Origin of the sequence: Nitrospira sp. (genome assembly GCA_016788885.1) — a bacterium.
Taxonomy (GTDB): Bacteria; Nitrospirota; Nitrospiria; order Nitrospirales; family Nitrospiraceae; genus Nitrospira_A.
The window spans coordinates 1-20525 of record JAEURX010000041.1; the positions used below are offsets into that span (position 1 = coordinate 1).

A 20525-nucleotide genomic window follows, 5' to 3' on the forward strand; every position below is an offset into this window, starting at 1 on the left:
GCCCCGCCCCCGACTTGGTAAGACGGGGGCGTCTATCGCACAGACCCCAAGGAGGAAGAAATGACGGGTTCCGGAGGGTTCACCCAAACCATCGATTGGCTCGCCTTCACCCTGCCAAAAGCGGAGGTTGCTGAGGTAACCAAGCTCATCGGTGGCGACTGGTTTCAGAGTGAGACGGGCTTTCGCGGCTATCCCGTGGCGCAATTGATGACGGAAGGCAAAACGGGCGTCGGGAAACTGGGGACGGGTGCTCCTCGCAATCCCAAGGAAGTGCATGTGGATCTGTCCGCCGGAATCGTCTCCCAGTGGGATGAGACCAAATTGAAGACGGTGTTGGCCTGGATCTTTACCCAGAAGGGCCATGTGACCCGCATCGATGTGGCGCTGGACGACCGGGAGGCCTCTGTCGCAGTGGAGACCGTGCGCCTCGCCGTGGAGGCCGGACAATTAGTGAGCCGATCGAAGCAATTCAAAGTCATCCAAGCTTCCAATCATCGTGAGGGAACCCGCACTGGGGAGACCCTGTATTTCGGGTGCCCCAATAGACGCCGAAGAAGAAGACCGCCACCGCGCTTCCATGCTGGAGTGGCACGCCCTCCTGACGGAGGGATTTCAGGAAGTCCGATGGTCAATGAGAAGCAGGTGGCGGCCCCGCGCCATGTGAAATGAAGTACCTTCGTGACCATACTGCCCTGCCCCATCCCTTGCCTCTCCGCATAGGGCCTGCTTGGGCAGTATCAAAAGCCTGAGGTCTCGCGAGTTTAGTTTTGGATGGTGGGCCAGTTGAAAGTGGAGCCGCGAAGATTCATCGATACACATCACCGCGATGACCAACGGTCACGATCGTCACGGTCTTTCGATTGTCGTCGATCTCGTAGACCACTCTATACGTACCGATACGGATTCGATAGAGTGGAGCCCCCACCAGCTTTTTACTCCCTACCGGGCGGGGATGATTCGATAGCTTAACAATCGCCTCGTCTATGCGCCGCAGAATTGAATCGCTCAGCTGTTCAAGCTCCTTTCTCGCCGACGGCTTGATAAGGAGCTGGTACGTCACAACCGACCGGCCTTTCTGAGTTTTCTGCGGACATTTTCATACGGAACGGCCCGCTCGCTGCGACGTTCCTGCCAGCGAGCCACATCGATCACGTCCATTCGGAGATTTGGAGTGGAGAGGATCTGACGCAAGACCGCATCGCGCTCTCCTTTCGGCAAGGCCTCAAACGCCGTGACGAACACCTTGGCCGTTGCATCTGCAACTTTCATATCAGCCTCTCCTTCCTATGTGTCGCCAGAATGGCTGCCTCAAAGACTAGAAGACCCACCTATCAGGCCGCTAATGTTGTTAGAGTGCGATGGGCTAGCGAATATCACCACCCTCATTTGAGGCGCGACATCGCGCACGCGTGATGTGATTTATGGTGGTGAGTCGGCTGGGATTCGAACCCAGGACCCTCGCCTTAAAAGGGCGATGCTCTACCGACTGAGCTACCGACTCTCCAACGCACGGAGGCCACGATTTTCGGTTGGGACTCGTGGCGGGGGGATCATACCACTGACACATGACAGTTCGCTACGGCGAGTCATCGCCGCCGAAACCGCGCACTGCTTACCGTGAACGTTTCGACCGGACACGACGGCCGGCCTTAAGCGGATTGTTGAGCATGATGGTTTCGTCGCGGCGCGAGCCGGTAGAAATCATATCGATCCGGCACTCGGACAACTCCTCGATCCGCGAGAGATACCGCTTCGCTTCTGTGGGCAACTTCTTGTAGGTCGTTACGCCGGTCGTCGGAGCACTCCAGCCACGGACCCGTTCATACACCGGCTCGCAATTCGTCAACGCCAGCAAGTCCGACGGCATCTCTCGATGGATCTTGCCGTCCACACGGTAGCCGGTGCAGACCTTGAGCTCTTTACACCCATCCAACACATCCAACTTCGTCACGGCCAGCGAAGCCAGGCCATTCACTCTGGTGGCATGACGAACGATGACACTGTCGAACCACCCGCAACGGCGGGCACGACCGGTCGTTGCACCGAATTCTTTTCCGCGCTCCTGCAACCACCCGCCCACTTCGTCGGTCAACTCAGTCGGGAACGGACCGCTGCCGACACGCGTCGTATAGGCCTTGGTGATACCCATCACCGCATCGATTTTCGTGGGGCCCACACCCGTCCCCGTACAGGCACCACCGGCCGAAGAACTCGACGAGGTCACGTAGGGATAGGTGCCGAAATCCACGTCCAGGTGGGTACCTTGCGCTCCTTCAAACAGGACGGTCTTCCCGGCATCTACCGCCTTATTGACGACCAGGGTCGTATCGATGATGTAACTCTTCAATCGATCGGCATACCCCATGTACTGCTGGTATACCTTCTCCAATTCAAAACAGTCCACCTTGTGAAGCTGTTCCAACAGCCAATTGATGTCGACAAGGTTCTCTTCGAGCTTTTGCTTGAACAGCGACGGATTGAGCAGATCACCCATCCGAATCCCAATGCGCGCCATCTTGTCACCATAGGACGGCCCGATGCCGCGCCCAGTGGTGCCGATGCGTCGCACCCCTTTCGACTGCTCGGACGCTTTATCAATCGCCTTGTGATAGGGCAGGATCAAGTGGGCACGATCGCTGACGGCAAAGTTCTTCGCGATCTTCACGCCCTGTCCTTGCAAATGGTCCATTTCTTCGATCAACGCACCGGGATCGACCACGACGCCATTCCCAATCAGACACCGGGTGCCGCGATACAAAATCCCCGACGGGATCAGATGGAAAATGAACGTATCCCGTTTATTGATGACGGTATGGCCGGCATTGGAGCCCCCCTGGTACCGCACAACCAGATCGGCATCCTTGGCAAGGATGTCGACGATCTTCCCTTTGCCTTCGTCGCCCCATTGGGACCCGATGATGACGAGATTCGCCATTGTTCGCTGCCTCTGTTCCTTCGTTGCCTGCTGTACTCGAAAAAAAAGCCCTGACCGCGTGCTGATCAGAGCCGGAAGGGCATCATGGTAGGATTCGCCTCTTGGTTTGTCAAGCAGCGTTTTCAAGGCACGGGCTGCCGTACCGTTTTCTGTGCGCATCCCGTACCTCCCTTTGTAGGGAAGGCAAAAGCACTTGGGTCTTCACTGCGCGCATTGAGCGGGCACATTCCGATCGTGCGAGTTCCACACTCCCGTGCTCCTATTCCCGAGGAGGCGATGCTCTGTCTCCCTAATTCCTGCGCGTGTCCAACAAGGGCTTTCCGAAGCCGCGTGTTGCGGGAGCACAAAAGGAGGAACGAGCGTCGCCTCCGTACCACCCTTTTCTTGACTGACAAAAACCGGCCATGCTAGATTGCAGAGTTACATCTGCACCCGTGCTCGTGTTTTCCGGTGCCTGTGCACATACAGATGCAAGCTTGCGTGGGGCTGTGGCGCAGTTGGGAGCGCGCGTGAATGGCATTCACGAGGTCGCCGGTTCAATCCCGGCCAGCTCCACCAAATCAAGCTTGTCCGACCAACACTCCGAATGTGTGCGGGGATACCCCATCTCGACCAGCCTCGGCGTAGCCGACAGCCGGCGCTTCCCTGAACGCTGACGCTCCGTAGCAGGGACCTCGCCAGACTAATCACCCCTTACACCGAGTCACACTGCCCCATGCTTCAGCTCGAATCCGTCCATAAACAATTTTCGACCAAAGTCCTGCTCGAAGGAGCCACCGCCCACCTGCGCCCCGGCGCACGCGTGGGACTCGTGGGCCCGAACGGAGCCGGAAAGACCACGCTCTTTCGGATGATCCTGGGCGAGGAGTCTCCCGACAAGGGCAACATTCGCAAACGCCCGCGATTGCGCATCGGCTATCTCCCGCAGGAGTTGGAAACGATCGTCGGAAAAACCGTGCTCGATGCCGTCCACCGGGACATCTACCCGGAGCATGAGGCCGAGCGAATCCTCGCTGGTCTGGGATTTTCGGAAGCCGACTTTGCCCGGCCGCTCGAAAATCTCTCCGGCGGCTACCGGATGCGAGTCGCACTGGCACATTTGCTCCTCTCGAACCCCGATGTGCTCATGCTGGACGAGCCGACGAACCACTTGGACAAACCCACTCAGCGCTGGTTTGAACGATTCCTGCTTGATTCGAACCTCACGCTCCTGGTGATCAGCCACGATACGAAATTCCTCGACGGCATCGCCACCCACATCTGGGAACTCCGCGATCGCACACTGCAGGAATACCGCGGTAACTACACCAAGTTTCAAGAGCTCCGTGCAGCCAGGGATGCCCAGATCGAAGCGGCCGCGAACCGCCAGAGCAAAGAAGTGGCCCGCGTCCAAAACTTCATCGACCGCTTTCGGTACCAGGCGAATAAAGCCAAACAGGTACAGTCGCGCATCAAGCAACTGGACAAGGTCAAGCTGATCGAGCGGCAACGCGACACCAGGCGCGTGCGCTTCAAGTTTCCCCTGCCGGCCGCCAGCGGTCGACACGTGCTGGAACTCAAAGGCGTGGCCAAGAGTTACGGCGAGAAGATCATTTACCGGTCTCTGAATTTCACGGTGGAACGCGGGCAACGCATCGCGCTGGTGGGAGAAAATGGCGCCGGCAAGAGCACGTTGCTCAAGATGCTCGCCGGAGTGTTGCCGTTCGAAAAGGGGTCACGCCACGTCGGACACGGAGTCACGCTCCACTACTTCGCCCAGCATCAGGCCGAATCGTTGACCCCGGACGACACCATCCTGGAGTCCCTCGCCGAAGTCTCCGCTCAGGCGGAAACGAATTTTCTCCGCGGCATTGCCGGTGCTTTTTTGTTTTCAGGCGACGACCAGAAGAAACCCATCAAAGCCCTCAGCGGAGGCGAGCGCAACCGCGTAGCCCTGGCACGCATGCTGGTGGAACCCGCCAATACCCTGTTACTCGACGAGCCGACCAATCACCTCGACCCCGCGTCGGTGGATATGCTGACCGACGCCATGACGGATTTTCCCGGCACCATCATTTTTATTTCGCACGACCCCACATTCCTCGCCCGCGTCGCGACGCTCATCGTGGAAGTGGACGACGGCCAGGCCAAGAATTATCTTGGTGACTACGAATATTATTTATGGAAAAAGGCACAGGAGTTCGAGTCGATCAAGGAAAGCAGCGCGGAACTCGCCGCCGCCAAGGCCGACAAGTCCGCCGGCCCCACGAAGGCCATGGCCTCGCAAGTGCAACCGAAATCTCAGGGCGGTGAACGGCGCGACTTGAGCAAAACGCAGGCACGCCTCGAGAAGCAGGTCTCACGCGCGGAATCCGAAATCGCCTCTATGGAAAGTAAGGTCAAGGCGCGCGAGCAGGAACTGGCCGATCCCGAACTCTATCAGGAATTGGGTCGGTGGAGCGAACTTCAGCGGGAACAGGAAAGTTGGAAAAAAGAGCTGGAGCGTCTCACGGCTCGCTGGGAATCGTTGTCGGAAGAACTGCAAGAGGTTCGGGAAAAACTGACGGCAGCCGGTTAGGTGCCCGACTTCAACGTCTCTTCAAGATAGTAGTACAGCCAGCGGTTCTTTTCTTTCGTCACCAGATCATCCCACACCACCCCAAGCAACGTTCCCTTCTCCCAGGGTTTGGCCCAGGCCACTGTGGCAGTCAACTTCTCCTGCTGCTCGACCAGATCGGGATCCAGGAACGCCAACGACACGGTGATCTTTGCACCGATCGGCAGGGTTTCCTTGGAATGGAGGCCTGCACCGATTTTATTGACGTTGTTGAGCACCGCCGTAAACCCCTTGGCGCCGCTCTGAGGCGAGACCAGGGCCGACCCGACCAGGGTCGCACGGACATACTTCCGGCGTTCGGTGACACTCTCGGCTGAATGAGACTGACGCGGCATCGGCACCTCGGCGCCCAGTATAACCGGAACAGCAGGTTTGTCTAGCCCCTTTCTTCGTCGTCGGACGTCCGGGGACGATAATATCGCGCCCCCTTCAGCGAATCGGGAAGATGGCTTTGGTCACCGCGTGCTGCCGGATCATCATGCACATATCGATACCCCTGGCCATACCCGATGTCTTTCATCAGTGAGGTCACCGCATTTCGCAGGTGCAGCGGCACGCCAAGATTGCCATATTGCCGAGCATCACGACGGGCCTCCTGCAGCCCCACATACGACGCGTTATCCTTCGGGCATGAAGCCAGATAGGTCGTCCCATGCGCCAGGTTGATCTGCGCCTCGGGAAGGCCCACGAACTCCACGGCCTGGGCGACAGCATTGGCAACCAGCAGCGCCTGGGGATCGGCATTGCCGACATCCTCCGACGCAAAAATCACCATACGGCGAGCGATGAATCGAGGATTTTCTCCCCCTTCCAGCATTCGCGCCAGCCAATACAACGCCCCATTCGGATCTGAATCGCGCAGACTCTTAATGTAGGCCGATACAAGATTGTAATGCTCCTCCCCCGATTTGTCATAGCGCAGGGATTGCGCGAGCAACGCGGTATCCAGGAGGCGTTCGTCGATGGTTCTTGTCCCATCCCGGCCCTCCGGAGTCTGACCGGCCACAAACTCCAGCGTAGTCAATAAACTCCGCGCATCACCATTGCCGAATGCGATCAACCGTTCACGGGCCGCAGGCTGTACGGTCAGTCGGAGGGAACCCAGACCGCGCTCGAAATCGGCAACGGCACGGTCAAGAATCACACCGAGCGCCTCTGCCGTCAGCGGCTTGAGCACCACCACGAGCGAGCGGGAGAGCAGGGGCGCGATCAGTTCAAAAGATGGATTTTCGGTGGTTGCCCCGATAAGTACGACCGTCCCGCGCTCGACATGAGGCAAAAAGGCATCTTGTTGTGCCTTGTTGAAGCGGTGAATTTCGTCCACGAAGAGCGTGGTCGCCCGCCCCACGGCTCGCCGCTGCTCCGCAGCCTTGATGATCTCGCGCAGTTCCGGAATACCTCCGGTGACGGCCGAGAACGGCACGAACTGCGATTTCGTGTATTGCGCGACCAGCCCCGCCAAGGTGGTTTTTCCGCAACCCGGCGGCCCCCAGAAAATCACGGACGACAATCGATCCTGCTCAATAGCTTGTCGCAGCGGGCGCCCCGTCCCCACCACATCATCCTGCCCCACCAGATCATCGAAGTGTCGAGGACGCAGGCGTTCCGCCAACGGCACCCTCCCTGCAGGCACCGATGTCCGAGGGACAGCAAAAAGATCACCTGTGGAATCATGGGCTGACATCATCGCTCCCCCTCAAGACGACGAGTGCATTCTATACGCCGCACCGGAATCACCGCAAACCGCAGTCCTGCAATTCAGCAACCTCTTGATTCTCCCACCGGGCAGTGCTACGAACGACTGCGCAACTGCCACATCAAGGACTTCTCGATGTTTTTCCACGCCCATGGTATCCGGCTCGCGTACGATGACCACGGGATGGGTGTCCCAGTCGTTTTTCTCCACGCTTTTCCGTTGAATCGCTCCATGTGGGCGCCACAAGTGGCGACACTCTCGTCGCATTTCAGAACCATCACGCTCGATTTCCGTGGCCACGGCGAGTCGGATGCGCCGCTCTGGTCGTTTTCCCTCAACCACTATGCCGATGACGTGGCTGCCCTCCTCGATCACCTGGCCGTTCCTCAAGCCATTCTGGTGGGACTCTCCATGGGAGGGTATGTCAGCCTCGCGTTCTCTAGACAACACCGCCATCGCCTCCTGGCCTTGGTATTGGCGGATACCCGAGCCCAAGCGGATAGTCCAGAGGGTCGCACTGGACGTTTCCATCTCGCTCAGACTGCCTACGGGAAAGGGGCCGGCGCCGTGGCGGACATCATGCTGCCGAAACTGCTCGGCGCAACATCGCTTCAGCACAAGCCCGACTTGGTGGAGTACATTCGCCAAACGATCCAGCAGACACCGGTGAGCGGCATCGTGGTCGACCTGATGGCCATGGCAGACCGTCTCGACTCGGTGGCACAGCTCCAGGCCATCACCTGCCCGACGCTCGTGGTGGTCGGCCAAGAAGACTTCACCACCCCCCATGCCGATGCGGAGTTGATGGCGCGCGAAATCCCCGGTGCCCGGCTAGCCGTCATACCAGCCGCCGGACACGTGAGTAATCGCGAACAACCTGAGGTCTTTAACGAAGTGCTGCGGGGGTTCGTCGAGGGTCTACAGAAATCACACGAAGCATGAGCGACTAGTTTCCGTCTCTCACACTACTGCCGCGAATCAACTTCAAGAACTCTTCCCGCGTCTGCTGTTGAGTCCGAAAGACGCCTAGCATCGAACTGCTGACCGCCACGGTATTCTGCTTCTCCACGCCTCGCATCATCATGCAGAGGTGCCGGGCCTCCATGACTACCGCCACGCCATGCGCATTCAACTTCCTCTTGAGCGTTTCAGCGATCTGCACGGTCAAGCGTTCCTGCACCTGCAAGCGCCGGCTAAATGCATCGACGACTCGCGGAATCTTGCTGAGGCCTACGACTTTCTTGTTCGGCAGATAGCCCACATGACACTTGCCGAAGAACGGGAGCAGGTGATGTTCGCACATGCTGAAGAAATCGATATCTTTGACAATCACCATCTCATCGTACTCGATGGGGAAGAGCGCGCCATTGAGCAAATGATCGATATCCTGGCGGTATCCCTGCGTCATAAAGCGCATGGCCTTGGCGACGCGCTTCGGCGTATTCAGCAGTCCGTTGCGGTCGGGATCTTCCCCCACCTCTACGAGGAGTTGCGTCATCAGCCCTTCGATCGGATCCTGACTGGCCGCCTCATCGGCCACCTTCGACCGCCTGGCGCGGGACCCGGAAACCACTTTAGCCATGCCTCACTCCATCTTCTGCCCGCGCATGTTCTGCGGACCCGGAATATTCGAAGTAGTTGTCTCGCGTCTCGATCACACCCACCTTGACAAGCCGCCCCGACGGAACCTCGTTCACGAGCAGATCCCAGATCAACAGCACCAGATTTTCGCCGGTCGTAGTCTGGCTGGTAAACCCTGAATCAAGGTTTAAGTCCTGATGGTCGAAACGCTGCACGACGATCCGTTCAACCACGGCATCCAGCTTCGACACATCCAACACCTGGTGGGTGCGTGGATCAATGTCGCCCCGGACGGAGACGAAGACCACGTAGTTATGACCGTGCCCGTTGGGATTGTTGCACTTGCCGAAGATGGTCCGGTTTTCTTCCACCGACAATTGATCGGTATGCAGACGATGGGCGGCGCAAAACCGATACCGCCGCGTGACGGTGGCCTGTGACATCCGGACGACACCCCCGACAAATCGACACAACGAACAAGCCGGGAGGGCTACCCGTTAGGAAGGGAGCCACTCCCGGCTTGATGGTTCACTCAATACACGACACTCCGGCTGTAGAACCGGAACTCTTACGCACTGAAGGAGCTGCCACACCCACAGGTGGTCTTCGCTTGGGGATTCTTGATGGAAAATCCCGATCCCTGCAAGCTATCGACATAATCCACTTCCGCCCCCTGCAGCAGCGGTGCGCTCTGGGAATCCATGATGACCTTCACGTCACCCTTCTCAATGACCGTATCGTCGTCGGCCATTTTCGACTCGAAAGCCATCCCGTACTGATATCCGTGACAGCCTCCGCCACGGACATAAATCCGCAGCCCGACGACATCTTTTTCTTCGGTCATGAGTTCTTTTATCTTCTGCTCGGCCAATTGCGTAATCGTTACCATCGTTGTTCCTCCTTCTGGGCTACGTGTTCGGCACGTTGTCTTACTCTACCATCTTGCGGGAGCTTACGGAAGCCCGCCCCCTTTTTTCTCAACCTGATTCGGGGAACCGGTCGTCGCTTGCGCCCATTTGGTCTCGGGAACCCTGACCACGACGTCACCCAGCACCCGTGCCTGGCACCCAAGCCGATGCCACGGTTCGGACAAGGCTTCCCGGTCCAATAAATCCTGTTCGTCAAAGTCGATCTCGGACAGATTATTCCCGCCTGTCTGGACCTCAACTCGGCATGTCGTACACGATGCATTGCCGCCGCAATCGTGATTCAGTTGGAAGCCGAGAGCCTTGGCCGCCTCCAACAACGTGAGATTCGCGTCGACCTTCCCGCTTCGTCCCTGGGAATGAAGAAAACTCACATGCGGCATCCCAGGGCCTCCTCAGCTATTCGCACCAGCCCCGGTCCGCGCAGGCTGATAGGGACAGCGCTGCTGCCGAATGTGCTCTTCAAACTCATGCTGGAACAATCGGAGACTGCTCTGCACCAAGACTGCAGCACCGGTAATGAGCGTGCAATACCCCGTCCCCTTCACAAATCCGCAGAGCTGCAGCAGTGAATCCAAGTCCTTCCGGCTGCCCTCGCCCCGTTCGATCTTCTCGACCAGTGTGGCAAGGTTGATCGTACCCATCCGGCACGGGGGACATTGTCCGCAACTTTCACCCTTGAAGAAATTGGAATACTTCAGGGTTGCCGCCACCATGCAGGTGGCATCGTCAATCACAATGGTCCCGGCCGAACCAAGCCCGGTCCCGGCCTTCTTGAGCGAATCGAAATCCATCGGCAAATCCAGCTGGTCGGCCGTCACCATCGAGAACGCCGGGCCACCGGGAAACACCGCTTTGATCTTACGTCCATTCGGAACGCCTCCGCCGCAGGTCTCGATCAGATCCCGAATCGTGATGCCCATCGGCATTTCGTACACGCCAGGCCGATTGACCGAACCGCTGAGCGAGAAGAGCATCGTCCCCGGGCACTTCTCGGTCCCAACCTGCGTGAACCAAGCAGCCCCGTTCTTCAAAATCTGTGGAATGTTGCACAAGGTTTCAACGTTGTTGACCAACGTCGGTTTCCCGTAGAGGCCGAAATCCGTCGGGTAGAACGGAGGCTTCTGCCGAGGCATCGCCGGACGCCCCTGCATCGACTCCAACATAGCCGTCTCTTCGCCCGCCACGTAACTGCCGTGACCGGAAAACACCTCCAAATCCAGATCAACACCCGTGCCGAGAATATTCTTCCCCAGCAGGCCGCGCTCACGCGCCTGAGCAATCGCTTTCCTCAGATTCGCTTCTTCTTCCTCATATTCATGATTCACATAGATATAGGACGCCTTGGCGTTGACGGTTCGCGACGCGATCAGGCAACCCTCGATCAATTGATGCGGGATATGCTTGAGGAGATGACGGTCTTTGAAGGTCCCCGGCTCATGCTCACCGGCATTGCAGACAAAGTACCGTTCCTGCACCCGATGGTTCAGCACCTTGTCCCACTTGATCCCGGTTGGGAAACCGGCTCCGCCCCGTCCACGCAGACCGGCTTTTTTGATTTCTCCAACGACGTCAGCCGGCGTGAGGTCCTTCAAACACTTTCGCCAGGCGTCGTAGCCGCCGGTCTTGAGGTAGGGATCGATTTCCCAAGGCGCCCCGTCAAGTTTCTGCAATACCCGTGGTTGAGGTAGGGTCACGTTGTTCCCTTTCGGGGGTTATCGCCCCCAGGTTAGCAGGTAGCTACTATACGGCTGCTCTTCAAGAGGCGTCAAGCCACGTTCGCCTGATTAGGCCTCAATCTCAATCAGTTAGGCCTGATAGACCTACACCGGCTCGGCCCAAAGGCTCGCCGAGGTCCGCCAGTAACTCCCGGCAAGGATGACAGCAAGAAAAAGGGGACTGATCACCCTTTCGGACAACCAATCCCCAACATTTCCGTCACAGACCTTGCTACTTCAGGTGGCTTCCCGCGCCCATGAAGAACAGCATCGGAATGGACAGCAGGAAGTTGATCCGCGAGGCATACAAGGCGGTCTTACCCCACTGGGCCATCTCCGGCGGAGCCGGCGTCCCCTGCGCGGCAGCGGCCACTGCCGCGATCACCTTCTTCTGATTCGGCCAGATCACTCCATGCACGTTTCCCATCATGATGATACCGAGCAGCCCGCCGATCCCCAGAGCGATGGCCCCGGTCCCTCCCTTCGCATAGAGGTAGCCATAGAGCACGATCCCCGCAAGAACGGTGACCGTGGCGCCATGGCGGAACCAGTTCAGTGCTGCAGGCATCAGCTTCGGGATGACGATGTTCTTCGTCGGTCCATCCAAGCTCTTGAGAAAGCCCGCATTGATCAGGTTGAAGAAATACAACAGTCCGATCCAGGTAATCCCGGCCAGGAAATGAACCCAGCGAACGACCAGTCCGAACCAGTCGGCCTCGCCCGCGCCCACTCCCGCCATCCCTAGATAGACGACTATTAATCCGACAGCGAGCGCAAGACCAGCGCCCAATGTCTGATACGGATCCTCCAGAAATTTCATACGCCCCCCAACTGTAACGGTTTACTGCCAGCCACGTTCTCTACTGTAGGCTGCCGAGGCTTGTCAAGAACCGGCGCGCCCTATCGCACTGAAGCCTGTGGCTAGGCCGTCAGCAAACGATCGACCACCGCACAGAGCTCTCGCACGGCATCCGCAGAGGCCTGTAACGCGCGGCGCTCCTCGGTCGTCAGATCGTATTCCACAATGGACTCTCCACCGGCGCGCCCCAAGGTCACGGGCACACCGACAATGACGCCCTTTAATCCGTATTCCCCTTCGCACAACATCGCACAAGGCAGCACCCGTTTCTGATCGTTCATGATCGACTCAACCATATCCACCGCCGCGGCGGACGGCGCATAAAACGCGCTACCGGTCTTGAGCAATCCCACAATCTCCGCCCCGCCGTCTTGCGTCCGCTTGATCAACGCGGCCAGCCGCTCCTGCGACAACCGGTCGGTGATGGGTGTGCCGGCCACCGTCGTTTGCCGCACCAGCGGGACCATCGTGTCCCCGTGCCCGCCTAACACCATCGCCTGCACATCCGTCCCGAAGACATGCAATTCCTCCGCAACGAAGGACCGCAGTCGTGCGGTATCCAGCACCCCTGCCATCCCGAGCACGCGCGATTTCGACAGCCCGCTGACCTGGCGTGCCACATGCACCATGGCGTCCAGCGGATTCGTGACGAGCAGCAGAATAATATTCGGCGAACGAGACACCAATTCCTGCACAACCGACCTGACGATCTTGGCATTCGTCGCCAACAGTTCATCACGGCTCATTCCTGGCTTGCGAGGGATCCCCGAGGTGATCACGGCGATGGACGACCCTGCAGTCTCGTCGTAACCGTTCGTCCCGACAACTCTGGTGCTGTAGCCGCATACCGGGCCGGCCTGGGTAATATCCAACGCCTTTCCCTGGGGTATCCCCGGGACAATGTCGACGAGCACGACCTCGTACGCATCCTTCTCGGCCAACCGCTGCGCGACCGTTCCCCCGACATTCCCCGCACCCACTACCGTAATCTTTGGTCGTCCCATCATCCCACCTCGTGAAGCGTGAAACGTGAAACGTCAGGCGCAAAGCCCCCTTTGCACCTACCGTTTACCCTTCACGCGTGTTCATGACCCGTCCAGCCACCGACCTTGAAATTGATCGTGCAGACGAAATTGTCCCCGTCATAAAAATTCACTTTGATTTTCTTCTTTCCATACGTCGCCGCGAGAAACGCTTCCGGCGCGTCCACCAGTCCCTGATAGCCGCCCGGTGGATATTCGCCGAGTTCGTGAAACACCACGATCATGCCGGCCTTCACTTCCTCCAAAAGCTTGGCCGTACAACGCGGGTAAATTTCCCAGAACTTTGCGTCGATCTCTTCCCGCGTCGGCTCAGGCCGTTCTTCGCCCGGCTTGATGTTTCGATTCGCAAATTTCGCCTGCCGCCGGACATAGGGATACTGATGTCCCGTGAACAGCTTGTACAGCCAGGGCGGTACAGTCGGTCGTGGTGACTGTTCAAACATCGTGACTATGCTCCAATACTGAACATCCGTTGGACTGACCGGTCAGGCGGTCAGCCGATGGTAAATCCTCGGCAGCTTCTCCGGCAACCCCTCGACACGATCAATCACGACGTACCGTACGTCCCCGTACATCCGCCGCAGATACGGGTCCGCCTGCTTGTCGATGGTGATGCAGACCGGCTCGATGCCACTCGCGCGGGCTTCCCGCAACGCCATGCGTGTGTCCTCCAGCGCGTATTCGTCTTTATAGCCGTCGTCCAGGGGGCGCCCGTCGCTGATGACCACCAGTAATCGCGTCTTGGCCTGACGGGCCAGCAACTTACTCGAAGCATGCCGGATCGCGGCCCCGTCACGATTTTGTTGGAGCGGAAGGATCCCTCCCAGTTTGGCGCCCGCTCGTCCGGTTACCGGCTCATCGAAGCCTTTGATCACCACAAAATCGACCTGATGCCGCCCCTGTCCCGAATACCCATAGACGGCGAATTGGTCGCCGATTGCAGTCAGCGCCTCGCACAGCAACACAAGCCCCTGCTTTTCAATGTCGATGATTCGCCGTCCTTCGTCTACCTGTCGACTGGTGGACCCGCTCAGGTCGACCAGGAAGGCTGCGGCCACCTCGCGCTCCCGCTTCTCCCGCCGCACATAGATCCGTTCCGATGGCTCGATCCCTGCCTTCAGATCGGCAAGCCGGCCGACGAGGGCATCCATGTCCAACTCTTCCCCGTCTATTTGGCCGGGAACGCGCCGGAACCCTGGGGGACGCAGACTCTCAAAATACCGCCTCAGCAGCCGGACCGGCCCCCGTTGGGCGGCCAAGGTCTCTTCCACAAACTCGGAGGCTCCCTCGACCGCGTCCCGTTCGAACACACGAGACCAGTTCGTGCGATAGTCCTGAATAGCGGCATCCCACTCGTGGTACCGCACCGCCCTCACCGCCCCGGCGTGCTCATCTTGCGGTTGGCTTCCCTCGCCTTCTACCGCCAACATCTCTTCCACCATGGTCGGCGGGCGTCGCCCGGCAACCAACATCTCCTGCGACGTTTGTTGTGATCGTGCCGTGCCCGCACCCGACGACCCACCGGAGTCGCCGGCTAAACCAGCGCCACCCTCGCTGTCACCCTGGCCAGACGGTGCACGATCATCGGAAGCCGAGTCAGTTCGATCTCGGACCAGATTAGGATCCATCGCGCCGCGATAGTCCCAGTTGTCCATAGGCCGATACGTATCGGACAGGTCTTCCGAGGACTTAGGAGCAGGGATCGATTGTTCCGGGGCCTCCGCCTCATCAGAACTCGGGATGGCTTCCCGGCGAACCTTGAGCAACTCGTCCATCCGCACATACAACCGATCGGCAAGTCGCACCGCCTCCTCGGCACTCGCGTGGGAATGAAAAATGTTCTGACAGAGCTCCCAGAGCTCAGTGACCTCGCGCTTGACCGGATCAGGTATCTGAACGGCGTCTGCCTCGACAGTGGACAGCAGGAGGAGCTGGTCGACGACCATCTCTCGGACCGTCATCCCATGCGCCAGACCTCGAACAGTCACCGCGTCTTTGGCAATCACGGCCAAATCCCGGCTCAATCCCGGATATTCGGCACGGAGCAGATACTCCACCCTAGCATCCTCGACAAGGGCCCAGAGATCGCGGATCAGCCCTGGCTGGGGATACCGTGCGAAGACATCTCCCAAGGTGCGGGCTTCCGCTGAAACCCTGCGACCATATCGTCGCGTGAGCGCTTCGGTAAGGTCCTGCAATCGGGCGATGGGCAAATCGAATGTGCCGAACTCAAGATGGCCGGCTTCGTGTGCCGCCATCACCAGATAGAGTCGCACATTGTCCTCATACGTCGGATACCGCCTGACAATCGAGGGAAGCCCGATACTCCGACCGTCTTCACTGACCGTAGCGCGAACCATCGGCTGGGCCGATTCAAGCGCATGAGGGAGATCGTGAATTCGCACATCCCGGCCGCAGAGCGCCTGAGCAAACAGATTTACGCGTCGGGCGATCTGTCGCAGCGGCACACCACTCATCGCCTGGGACACTGCGCCCAACGCCTTCTCCGACTCCATCGCAAAATACGCCCGGCCCCCGTCCAGGCTGTATTCCAACACCTCCATGCCCGAGGCAAACCAGGCCTGGAACTTTTCCAGGGCCCCGTCACCGGAGCCAATCAAGGCGATCAACTCAGGACAGCGCCGCAGATAGGCCAGGGCTGTATCGGCGTCACGCTCGGCGACCAACATCCCATAGCGCAACATCTGCGCCCGCCATTCGTCACTCGGCAAGCCCCGAAGGATTGCAGGCGCCTCAGCCAACGCCGCAATGCCGGCTTCCGGCGAGCGCTCAGCCATCTGTGCCCCAAGACGAATGACGTGATGGCGCTGCCCCGAGTCGGCAATGTCCTTCAAGATGGAGGGACTCGTCCGGTAAAACTCCAACGACCCCAAGTAGTCCGGCTTGCCGAGGCTGTTGTCGACGATCAACTTCATTCCGAACCGCACCCAAGGCCGCACCACCTCCGGCATCAATACAGGAGCGATCGAGGGAATCTGCCGGATATATTCCACCGCCAAGGCAAAGTCCGTCTCCGCTAATTCACAGGCCAGGTCCAGCCAAGTGGGCCAGTCTTCCGGCGGCAACACCCGGATGACCTCCGGCGCAATCCGCATAAACTCCACCGCCACATTGGCTTGTCGATCGGCAAGTTCCAGCCCTGCCGTCAGTACGACCTGTCGCTGAGCGGGTTCGAGCAAACCCAGGAGGAGCGGACTCTCCTTGAAGAATCGCAGGGCCAATGCCCCGGAGTCCGCAGCAAGGGCCACACCCAAATCGAGCCAGGACAATACATCGGCGAGCAGGTCCCGCCGCTGGAGTTCCGCCAGGGCATCAATCGCTCCCTTCGCCGCTTTCGGAGCCTCATCCGTAAGCTCTTCCAGCAGCACCAACACGCCGTCCACGGTATCGGGCCTGCGAGACGACTGGGCGACGGCGGTCACCACTGCCAAGGCAGAATCGGGCCCCAATTGGTCGGCCAGCAGGTCAAGAAGTTGTTGGGACGCACGCCCAGACGCCATGGTTGAAGAGTCCGTTTTAAGGGAAGTCGTGGATTGTAAAGGACACAATTTCGCTTGTAAACTGTGTCCGGCCGAGTGGGACGCGGAGTGACCGGCAGACTTTTACCTGGACGAGTGGAAGGCGGGGGACGGAATGGCTGAGCCAAGCAAAGAAAGTCTCGAAAAAATGTGGAAGTATGTCAAAGGCTTCGCCGAAAAGAGCGGCACGAGCATGCATCCGAATCCGGCGGTCACCAATGCCGTCGTCCTAGGGCTGGCCGCGCACATCGACGAATTGGGCAAGCCTCTCTGCCCCTGCAACTTCTATCCGGACAAACAAGCCGAAGCCAAGTTGCGGCGCTGGATGTGTGCCTGCGACGAAATGCAGATCTATAAATACTGCCACTGCCTGCTCTTCGTGAACGAGGAGGGGATGCCCATCACAGAATACCTGCCCGAGGACCACGAAGGACGCCAATGTTATGGCCTTGTTCCCGACCCGACTCCGGAGAAGGGCCGAGCACTCCGACACAAGGCGTTGCCCATGGCAGCCACAGACTCCACTCCCGCCTCTCCCTCGGAGCCCTCGGTCTAGTCGTGGGCAGAGGCGGCTGGTTCCAATGCCCACGGGTCCCGATCCCCACGCACTGGATCCTGTTCGTCCTGCTCTCCGCCATCACGACAGGGTGTCTCCACACGATGGAGGCGATCGATCCGCGTGCCTTACCGGTGACCAGCCCCTCCGGCCGACTGCTCCATGAACACGTCTCCTTCTTAGCCAGCCCAGACCTTGCCGGTCGCCAACCAGGCAGCATCGGCAACCGCCAGGCTGCACAATACATCGAGGACCAGTTTCGCGCGGTCGGCCTGCAACCACTCCCCTCCCTCGGCGGTTATCGGCAGATCATTTCAGCCCGGATGGGCGACAATATCATGGGCGCCATCCCGCCGACTGCCCACACTCACCACACGCACTGGATTGTGATCGGCGCCCATTATGACCATCTGGGCTATCCCTTCCTTGGGGCCGACGATAACGCCTCCTCCATCGCGATCCTGATTGAAACGGCCAGAAACCTTCCACGCCTCTCGCACTACGGCATCCTGTTCGTGGCCTTCAACAGCGAGGAGTCTCCGTACTTTGGCACCGCCGACATGGGCTCACAGTTTCTCTTTCATCACTTGCCCCCGGAAATCGGCCACACAGACAACCTTCATGCCGCGATCATCATGGACCTGATGGGAGGCGTGCATTGGACGCCGCTCAAGAATGCCATCTTTGCCACTGGAGCGGAGAAAAGCCCGGCATTCTATCAGCACGTCACCCGCACGTCGGTTCCATCCCTCACCGTCTTCCCGGTCGGAATCCACCTCGTCGAAGAAATTCCCGATCACGGACACAAGGCCTTTAGCGACTATGACGTGTTCCGCAACCATCAGATTCCATTCCTCTTTCTGTCCGCCGCGCGCTCACCCCGCTACCACACAGCAGGCGACGTCGCCAGCACGCTCCACTATGATCGAATGGCCGCCACGGTTGAGTGGCTGCGTCAGCTCCTGGCACAGATGGGGCAGGACGAGGCCGTATATACATTCGACCCGCATCGAGTGGAGTTCGCCGATGAAGTCGCCTCATTCCGCGGCATCGCGGAGCAGGCGATTCACGAGCACACACTCATACCGGGAACGTCACGCTGGTCGTTGAGGAAACTGAAGCAGGATGTTGAGTGGCTGCGGGCAGTGGATGGATCCGCGCCCACTCGACAACAGTTGGATCGGATGGAACGGATTTCTATTCGGATCCAGTGCTTGATCGCCGATTATTCGGGGTGCTTTACCTTTTAACCGATCGAGACGTCAAACCCGGGCCGACCTGATCATTGCCACCCTTCGGTCTCGTATCCCTTTTCCTTCAAGCACCGTTCAACGAACGCGGCATACTCCTGCCCAGGCTGAAGTGGCTTGTAGGTTCCCGCCAGCAGGCCTAATACTGTGCCGACTGCACCCCCTGCGGCCGCGCCGATAGCAATTCCGGTAGGCCCGCCGACCAACCCGGCAGAAGCCCCCACCGCCGCCCCGCCAATGAGCCCAAGAGTCGCGCCGGCACCAACGTTCCCGCTGCGGTTCGTCCCATGTGCTAAGCCAGAGCGTTCGGCTTTCAGGCCGCACACGGCTGCCTCGCGCTCCGCCTGATCTTTTCCATGAAGCTGCAAATAGGTGGTCGACTTGAGAATCGGCTCTGGGCCTGCGCAGGCGACTACAGCAAGTATCATGAGACCACTGATGCCTTGAGCGCCCCGCTCCCCGATCCGCGCCAAACTAGAGATGCGCCGCTCCCGCCTGGCATACACGTCATTCTGCATAGGGCCTCCCATCGCTCTCCCCTACGGTCGCGTTGGACCTGTCTCTTTGAGCCTCATTCGAGTCGAAGTTGTGCGCGCACCTGTTCCGCGGAACGGCCCTTCACCAATACTCGTTTCTGACGACTTCCCGCCCCGCTAAGGATGACGACCGCACTCGGCGGAACCTGGCACAGCCGGGCAAGAAACCGGCACAACTCTTCGTTCGCCACCCCGTCAGACGGCGGCGCCGCCACACGAATCTTCACCGCGTGCCCGTGTAGCCCGACACACTGCGTCTGGGAAGCTTTTGGCTGAACATGCACCGCAATAACGGCGCCCTCGGGAGTGGTACGAATGATGTCTTCCGCGATGGGAATCTGGCGCGTCCGCTGAGGATCAGTGCTGCTCACGACGTGCTTACGGACCAGGGGCCACAGCCGGCACCCGGTTCAGAACACTGCCTTCACGACTTCGACGATGCTGCGCAACATGTCCGGATCATCGGTGATCGGACGGGCAAGGGCCACATCGCAGGCACGCTCAGCCGGAATGCCTTGCTTGATCAACGTTGCAGCGTAAATGAGCAGTCTGGTGCTGACGCCCTCTTCGAGCCCGTGATTCTTCAGATTGCGGACTTTCCCGGCAACCTTCACGAGCCGTTGCGCGATCTCGGGGCTCACACCCGCCTCACGTTCCACAACCTGCGCCTCGATCTCCGGCACCGGATAGTCGAACTCGATGGCCATGAATCGTTGCTTGGTGCTTTGTTTCAGATCTTTGAGAATACTTTGGTAGCCGGGGTTGTAGGAGATAACCAGCATGAAATCATCGACCGCCTCGATGACCTGCCCCTTCTTCTCGATCGGTAGGAGCCGACGGTCATCACTCAGAGGATGGATAATAACCGTGGTGTCTTTGCGGGCTTCGACGATCTCGTCCAGGTAGACGATCGCTCCTTGCTTCACTCCAAGGGTGAGCGGGCCGTCCATCCATACCGTCTCCTGGCCCTTCAAGAGGTACCGGCCGACGAGATCGGACGCAGTGAGGTCTTCATGGCAAGCCACGGTGATGAGGGGCCGCCCCAACCGGTAGGCCATGTGTTGGACGAACCGTGTTTTCCCGCAGCCGGTCGGGCCCTTGAGCATGACCGGCATCCGGCTCTTGGCGGCGATGGTGAACAGCCCAACCTCGCCCCGCACGTCGGCATAAAAGGGCTCCTGTGCGATCCGATACCGGTCGATCTCTTGTTCCTGCCCTTTCGAAGCCGTCGCCATTCGCCCCTCGTTCATCGCCACACCCCTACAGTAAATTGAGTCGTCAGCACGGTGC

The 20525-nt window shown here is 59.1% G+C and carries 22 protein-coding genes and 2 tRNA genes; 6 read left to right on the top strand and 18 right to left on the bottom strand.

The features are described 5' to 3' along the window. Positions 1–60: 60 nt before the first annotated feature. Entirely contained in the window at positions 61–669 is a 609-nt protein-coding gene (locus tag JNL86_11200) for a replication initiation factor domain-containing protein (GenBank protein MBL8043473.1), read from the top strand. Between the two features lie 136 nt (positions 670–805). Here JNL86_11200 and JNL86_11205 read toward each other — a convergent pair whose 3' ends face one another. The 4 genes from JNL86_11205 to JNL86_11220 form a co-directional block, all read right to left on the bottom strand. Continuing rightward, entirely contained in the window at positions 806–1060 is a 255-nt protein-coding gene (locus JNL86_11205; GenBank protein MBL8043474.1) for a type II toxin-antitoxin system RelE/ParE family toxin, read from the bottom strand. Continuing rightward, positions 1057–1269 carry a hypothetical protein gene (locus JNL86_11210; protein MBL8043475.1) on the bottom strand — a complete coding sequence of 71 codons (213 nt, stop codon included), beginning with the start codon at positions 1267–1269 and terminating at the stop codon, positions 1057–1059. The genes JNL86_11205 and JNL86_11210 overlap by 4 nt, the downstream gene beginning before the upstream one ends. A gap of 156 nt (positions 1270–1425) precedes the next feature. Further along, positions 1426–1501 (bottom strand) — tRNA-Lys (locus JNL86_11215). Positions 1502–1612: 111 nt separating this feature from the next. Continuing rightward, complete coding sequence (locus JNL86_11220) at positions 1613–2935, bottom strand: adenylosuccinate synthase (GenBank protein MBL8043476.1); 1323 nt, start codon at positions 2933–2935, stop codon at positions 1613–1615. A 482-nt stretch (positions 2936–3417) separates the two neighbouring features. On the opposite strand from JNL86_11220, the gene JNL86_11225 reads away from it, so the two are divergent. Further along, positions 3418–3493 (top strand) — tRNA-Ala (locus tag JNL86_11225). A gap of 157 nt (positions 3494–3650) precedes the next feature. Further along, entirely contained in the window at positions 3651–5492 is a 1842-nt protein-coding gene (locus JNL86_11230) for an ATP-binding cassette domain-containing protein (protein MBL8043477.1), read from the top strand. Here JNL86_11230 and JNL86_11235 read toward each other — a convergent pair. Continuing rightward, positions 5489–5866, bottom strand: a complete 378-nt coding sequence (locus JNL86_11235) for a PilZ domain-containing protein (GenBank protein ID MBL8043478.1) — start codon at positions 5864–5866, stop codon at positions 5489–5491. The genes JNL86_11230 and JNL86_11235 overlap by 4 nt on opposite strands. Before the next feature lie 41 nt (positions 5867–5907). Then, the gene (locus JNL86_11240; GenBank protein ID MBL8043479.1) at positions 5908–7215 is read right to left on the bottom strand and encodes a replication-associated recombination protein A; all 1308 of its coding nucleotides are present in this window, start codon (positions 7213–7215) and stop codon (positions 5908–5910) included. A 243-nt stretch (positions 7216–7458) separates the two neighbouring features. Here JNL86_11240 and JNL86_11245 point away from each other — a divergent pair, with 243 nt between their 5' ends. Then, on the top strand, positions 7459–8169 hold the full coding sequence (locus JNL86_11245; GenBank protein MBL8043480.1) for an alpha/beta fold hydrolase: 711 nt from the start codon (positions 7459–7461) through the stop codon (positions 8167–8169). Positions 8170–8173: 4 nt separating this feature from the next. Here the strand turns inward: JNL86_11245 and folE are convergent, their stop codons facing one another. The 9 genes from folE to JNL86_11290 all read right to left on the bottom strand — a co-directional run bounded on the left by folE (position 8174) and on the right by JNL86_11290 (position 16875). After that, on the bottom strand, positions 8174–8809 hold the full coding sequence (gene folE / locus JNL86_11250; GenBank protein MBL8043481.1) for a GTP cyclohydrolase I FolE: 636 nt from the start codon (positions 8807–8809) through the stop codon (positions 8174–8176). Continuing rightward, entirely contained in the window at positions 8802–9251 is a 450-nt protein-coding gene (locus tag JNL86_11255; GenBank protein MBL8043482.1) for a 6-carboxytetrahydropterin synthase, read from the bottom strand. The genes folE and JNL86_11255 overlap by 8 nt, the downstream gene beginning before the upstream one ends. 125 nt (positions 9252–9376) lie before the next feature. Continuing rightward, positions 9377–9697 carry an iron-sulfur cluster insertion protein ErpA gene (gene erpA, locus JNL86_11260; protein MBL8043483.1) on the bottom strand — a complete coding sequence of 107 codons (321 nt, stop codon included), beginning with the start codon at positions 9695–9697 and terminating at the stop codon, positions 9377–9379. 63 nt (positions 9698–9760) lie between these two features. Next, positions 9761–10117, bottom strand: a complete 357-nt coding sequence (locus JNL86_11265; protein ID MBL8043484.1) for a (2Fe-2S)-binding protein — start codon at positions 10115–10117, stop codon at positions 9761–9763. Between the two features lie 12 nt (positions 10118–10129). Further along, positions 10130–11431: an NADH-quinone oxidoreductase subunit NuoF gene (gene nuoF, locus JNL86_11270; protein ID MBL8043485.1), complete on the bottom strand. Its 1302-nt coding sequence runs from the start codon at positions 11429–11431 to the stop codon at positions 10130–10132. Between the two features lie 253 nt (positions 11432–11684). Beyond that, a complete protein-coding gene (locus JNL86_11275; GenBank protein MBL8043486.1) occupies positions 11685–12191 on the bottom strand; it encodes a urate hydroxylase PuuD in 507 nt (168 codons plus the stop codon). Positions 12192–12373: 182 nt separating this feature from the next. After that, positions 12374–13315, bottom strand: a complete 942-nt coding sequence (gene mdh / locus JNL86_11280) for a malate dehydrogenase (GenBank protein ID MBL8043487.1) — start codon at positions 13313–13315, stop codon at positions 12374–12376. Between the two features lie 71 nt (positions 13316–13386). Then, a complete protein-coding gene (locus JNL86_11285; protein MBL8043488.1) occupies positions 13387–13797 on the bottom strand; it encodes a hypothetical protein in 411 nt (136 codons plus the stop codon). 42 nt (positions 13798–13839) lie between these two features. Beyond that, positions 13840–16875 carry a VWA domain-containing protein gene (locus JNL86_11290; GenBank protein MBL8043489.1) on the bottom strand — a complete coding sequence of 1012 codons (3036 nt, stop codon included), beginning with the start codon at positions 16873–16875 and terminating at the stop codon, positions 13840–13842. A gap of 133 nt (positions 16876–17008) precedes the next feature. On the opposite strand from JNL86_11290, the gene JNL86_11295 reads away from it, so the two are divergent. Then, a complete protein-coding gene (locus JNL86_11295; protein ID MBL8043490.1) occupies positions 17009–17449 on the top strand; it encodes a ferredoxin:thioredoxin reductase in 441 nt (146 codons plus the stop codon). Positions 17450–17553: 104 nt separating this feature from the next. Beyond that, the gene (locus JNL86_11300; protein MBL8043491.1) at positions 17554–18699 is read left to right on the top strand and encodes a M28 family peptidase; all 1146 of its coding nucleotides are present in this window, start codon (positions 17554–17556) and stop codon (positions 18697–18699) included. A gap of 32 nt (positions 18700–18731) precedes the next feature. Here JNL86_11300 and JNL86_11305 read toward each other — a convergent pair whose 3' ends face one another. The 3 genes from JNL86_11305 to JNL86_11315 all read right to left on the bottom strand — a co-directional run bounded on the left by JNL86_11305 (position 18732) and on the right by JNL86_11315 (position 20485). Further along, complete coding sequence (locus JNL86_11305; GenBank protein MBL8043492.1) at positions 18732–19217, bottom strand: hypothetical protein; 486 nt, start codon at positions 19215–19217, stop codon at positions 18732–18734. Between the two features lie 53 nt (positions 19218–19270). Further along, on the bottom strand, positions 19271–19573 hold the full coding sequence (locus JNL86_11310; GenBank protein MBL8043493.1) for a YggU family protein: 303 nt from the start codon (positions 19571–19573) through the stop codon (positions 19271–19273). Positions 19574–19645: 72 nt separating this feature from the next. Beyond that, a complete protein-coding gene (locus tag JNL86_11315; GenBank protein ID MBL8043494.1) occupies positions 19646–20485 on the bottom strand; it encodes a CbbQ/NirQ/NorQ/GpvN family protein in 840 nt (279 codons plus the stop codon). Between the last annotated feature and the right edge of the window lie 40 nt (positions 20486–20525).

What these genes read in the sequence shown, in the direction of transcription:
- JNL86_11230 (MBL8043477.1), top strand. Translation starts at nt 3,651, where the DNA reads ATGCTTCAGCTCGAATCCGTCCATAAACAATTTTCGACCAAAGTCCTG.
- JNL86_11220 (MBL8043476.1), bottom strand. Translation starts at nt 2,935, where the DNA reads ATGGCGAATCTCGTCATCATCGGGTCCCAATGGGGCGACGAAGGCAAA.
- JNL86_11295 (MBL8043490.1), top strand. Translation starts at nt 17,009, where the DNA reads ATGGCTGAGCCAAGCAAAGAAAGTCTCGAAAAAATGTGGAAGTATGTC.
- JNL86_11240 (MBL8043479.1), bottom strand. Translation starts at nt 7,215, where the DNA reads ATGTCAGCCCATGATTCCACAGGTGATCTTTTTGCTGTCCCTCGGACA.
- JNL86_11210 (MBL8043475.1), bottom strand. Translation starts at nt 1,269, where the DNA reads ATGAAAGTTGCAGATGCAACGGCCAAGGTGTTCGTCACGGCGTTTGAG.
- mdh (MBL8043487.1), bottom strand. Translation starts at nt 13,315, where the DNA reads ATGGGACGACCAAAGATTACGGTAGTGGGTGCGGGGAATGTCGGGGGA.
- JNL86_11305 (MBL8043492.1), bottom strand. Translation starts at nt 19,217, where the DNA reads ATGCAGAATGACGTGTATGCCAGGCGGGAGCGGCGCATCTCTAGTTTG.
- JNL86_11285 (MBL8043488.1), bottom strand. Translation starts at nt 13,797, where the DNA reads ATGTTTGAACAGTCACCACGACCGACTGTACCGCCCTGGCTGTACAAG.
- erpA (MBL8043483.1), bottom strand. Translation starts at nt 9,697, where the DNA reads ATGGTAACGATTACGCAATTGGCCGAGCAGAAGATAAAAGAACTCATG.
- JNL86_11245 (MBL8043480.1), top strand. Translation starts at nt 7,459, where the DNA reads ATGTGGGCGCCACAAGTGGCGACACTCTCGTCGCATTTCAGAACCATC.
- JNL86_11200 (MBL8043473.1), top strand. Translation starts at nt 61, where the DNA reads ATGACGGGTTCCGGAGGGTTCACCCAAACCATCGATTGGCTCGCCTTC.
- JNL86_11290 (MBL8043489.1), bottom strand. Translation starts at nt 16,875, where the DNA reads ATGGCGTCTGGGCGTGCGTCCCAACAACTTCTTGACCTGCTGGCCGAC.
- JNL86_11255 (MBL8043482.1), bottom strand. Translation starts at nt 9,251, where the DNA reads ATGTCACAGGCCACCGTCACGCGGCGGTATCGGTTTTGCGCCGCCCAT.
- JNL86_11235 (MBL8043478.1), bottom strand. Translation starts at nt 5,866, where the DNA reads ATGCCGCGTCAGTCTCATTCAGCCGAGAGTGTCACCGAACGCCGGAAG.
- JNL86_11300 (MBL8043491.1), top strand. Translation starts at nt 17,554, where the DNA reads ATGGAGGCGATCGATCCGCGTGCCTTACCGGTGACCAGCCCCTCCGGC.
- folE (MBL8043481.1), bottom strand. Translation starts at nt 8,809, where the DNA reads ATGGCTAAAGTGGTTTCCGGGTCCCGCGCCAGGCGGTCGAAGGTGGCC.
- JNL86_11315 (MBL8043494.1), bottom strand. Translation starts at nt 20,485, where the DNA reads ATGAACGAGGGGCGAATGGCGACGGCTTCGAAAGGGCAGGAACAAGAG.
- JNL86_11275 (MBL8043486.1), bottom strand. Translation starts at nt 12,191, where the DNA reads ATGGCGGGAGTGGGCGCGGGCGAGGCCGACTGGTTCGGACTGGTCGTT.
- JNL86_11265 (MBL8043484.1), bottom strand. Translation starts at nt 10,117, where the DNA reads ATGCCGCATGTGAGTTTTCTTCATTCCCAGGGACGAAGCGGGAAGGTC.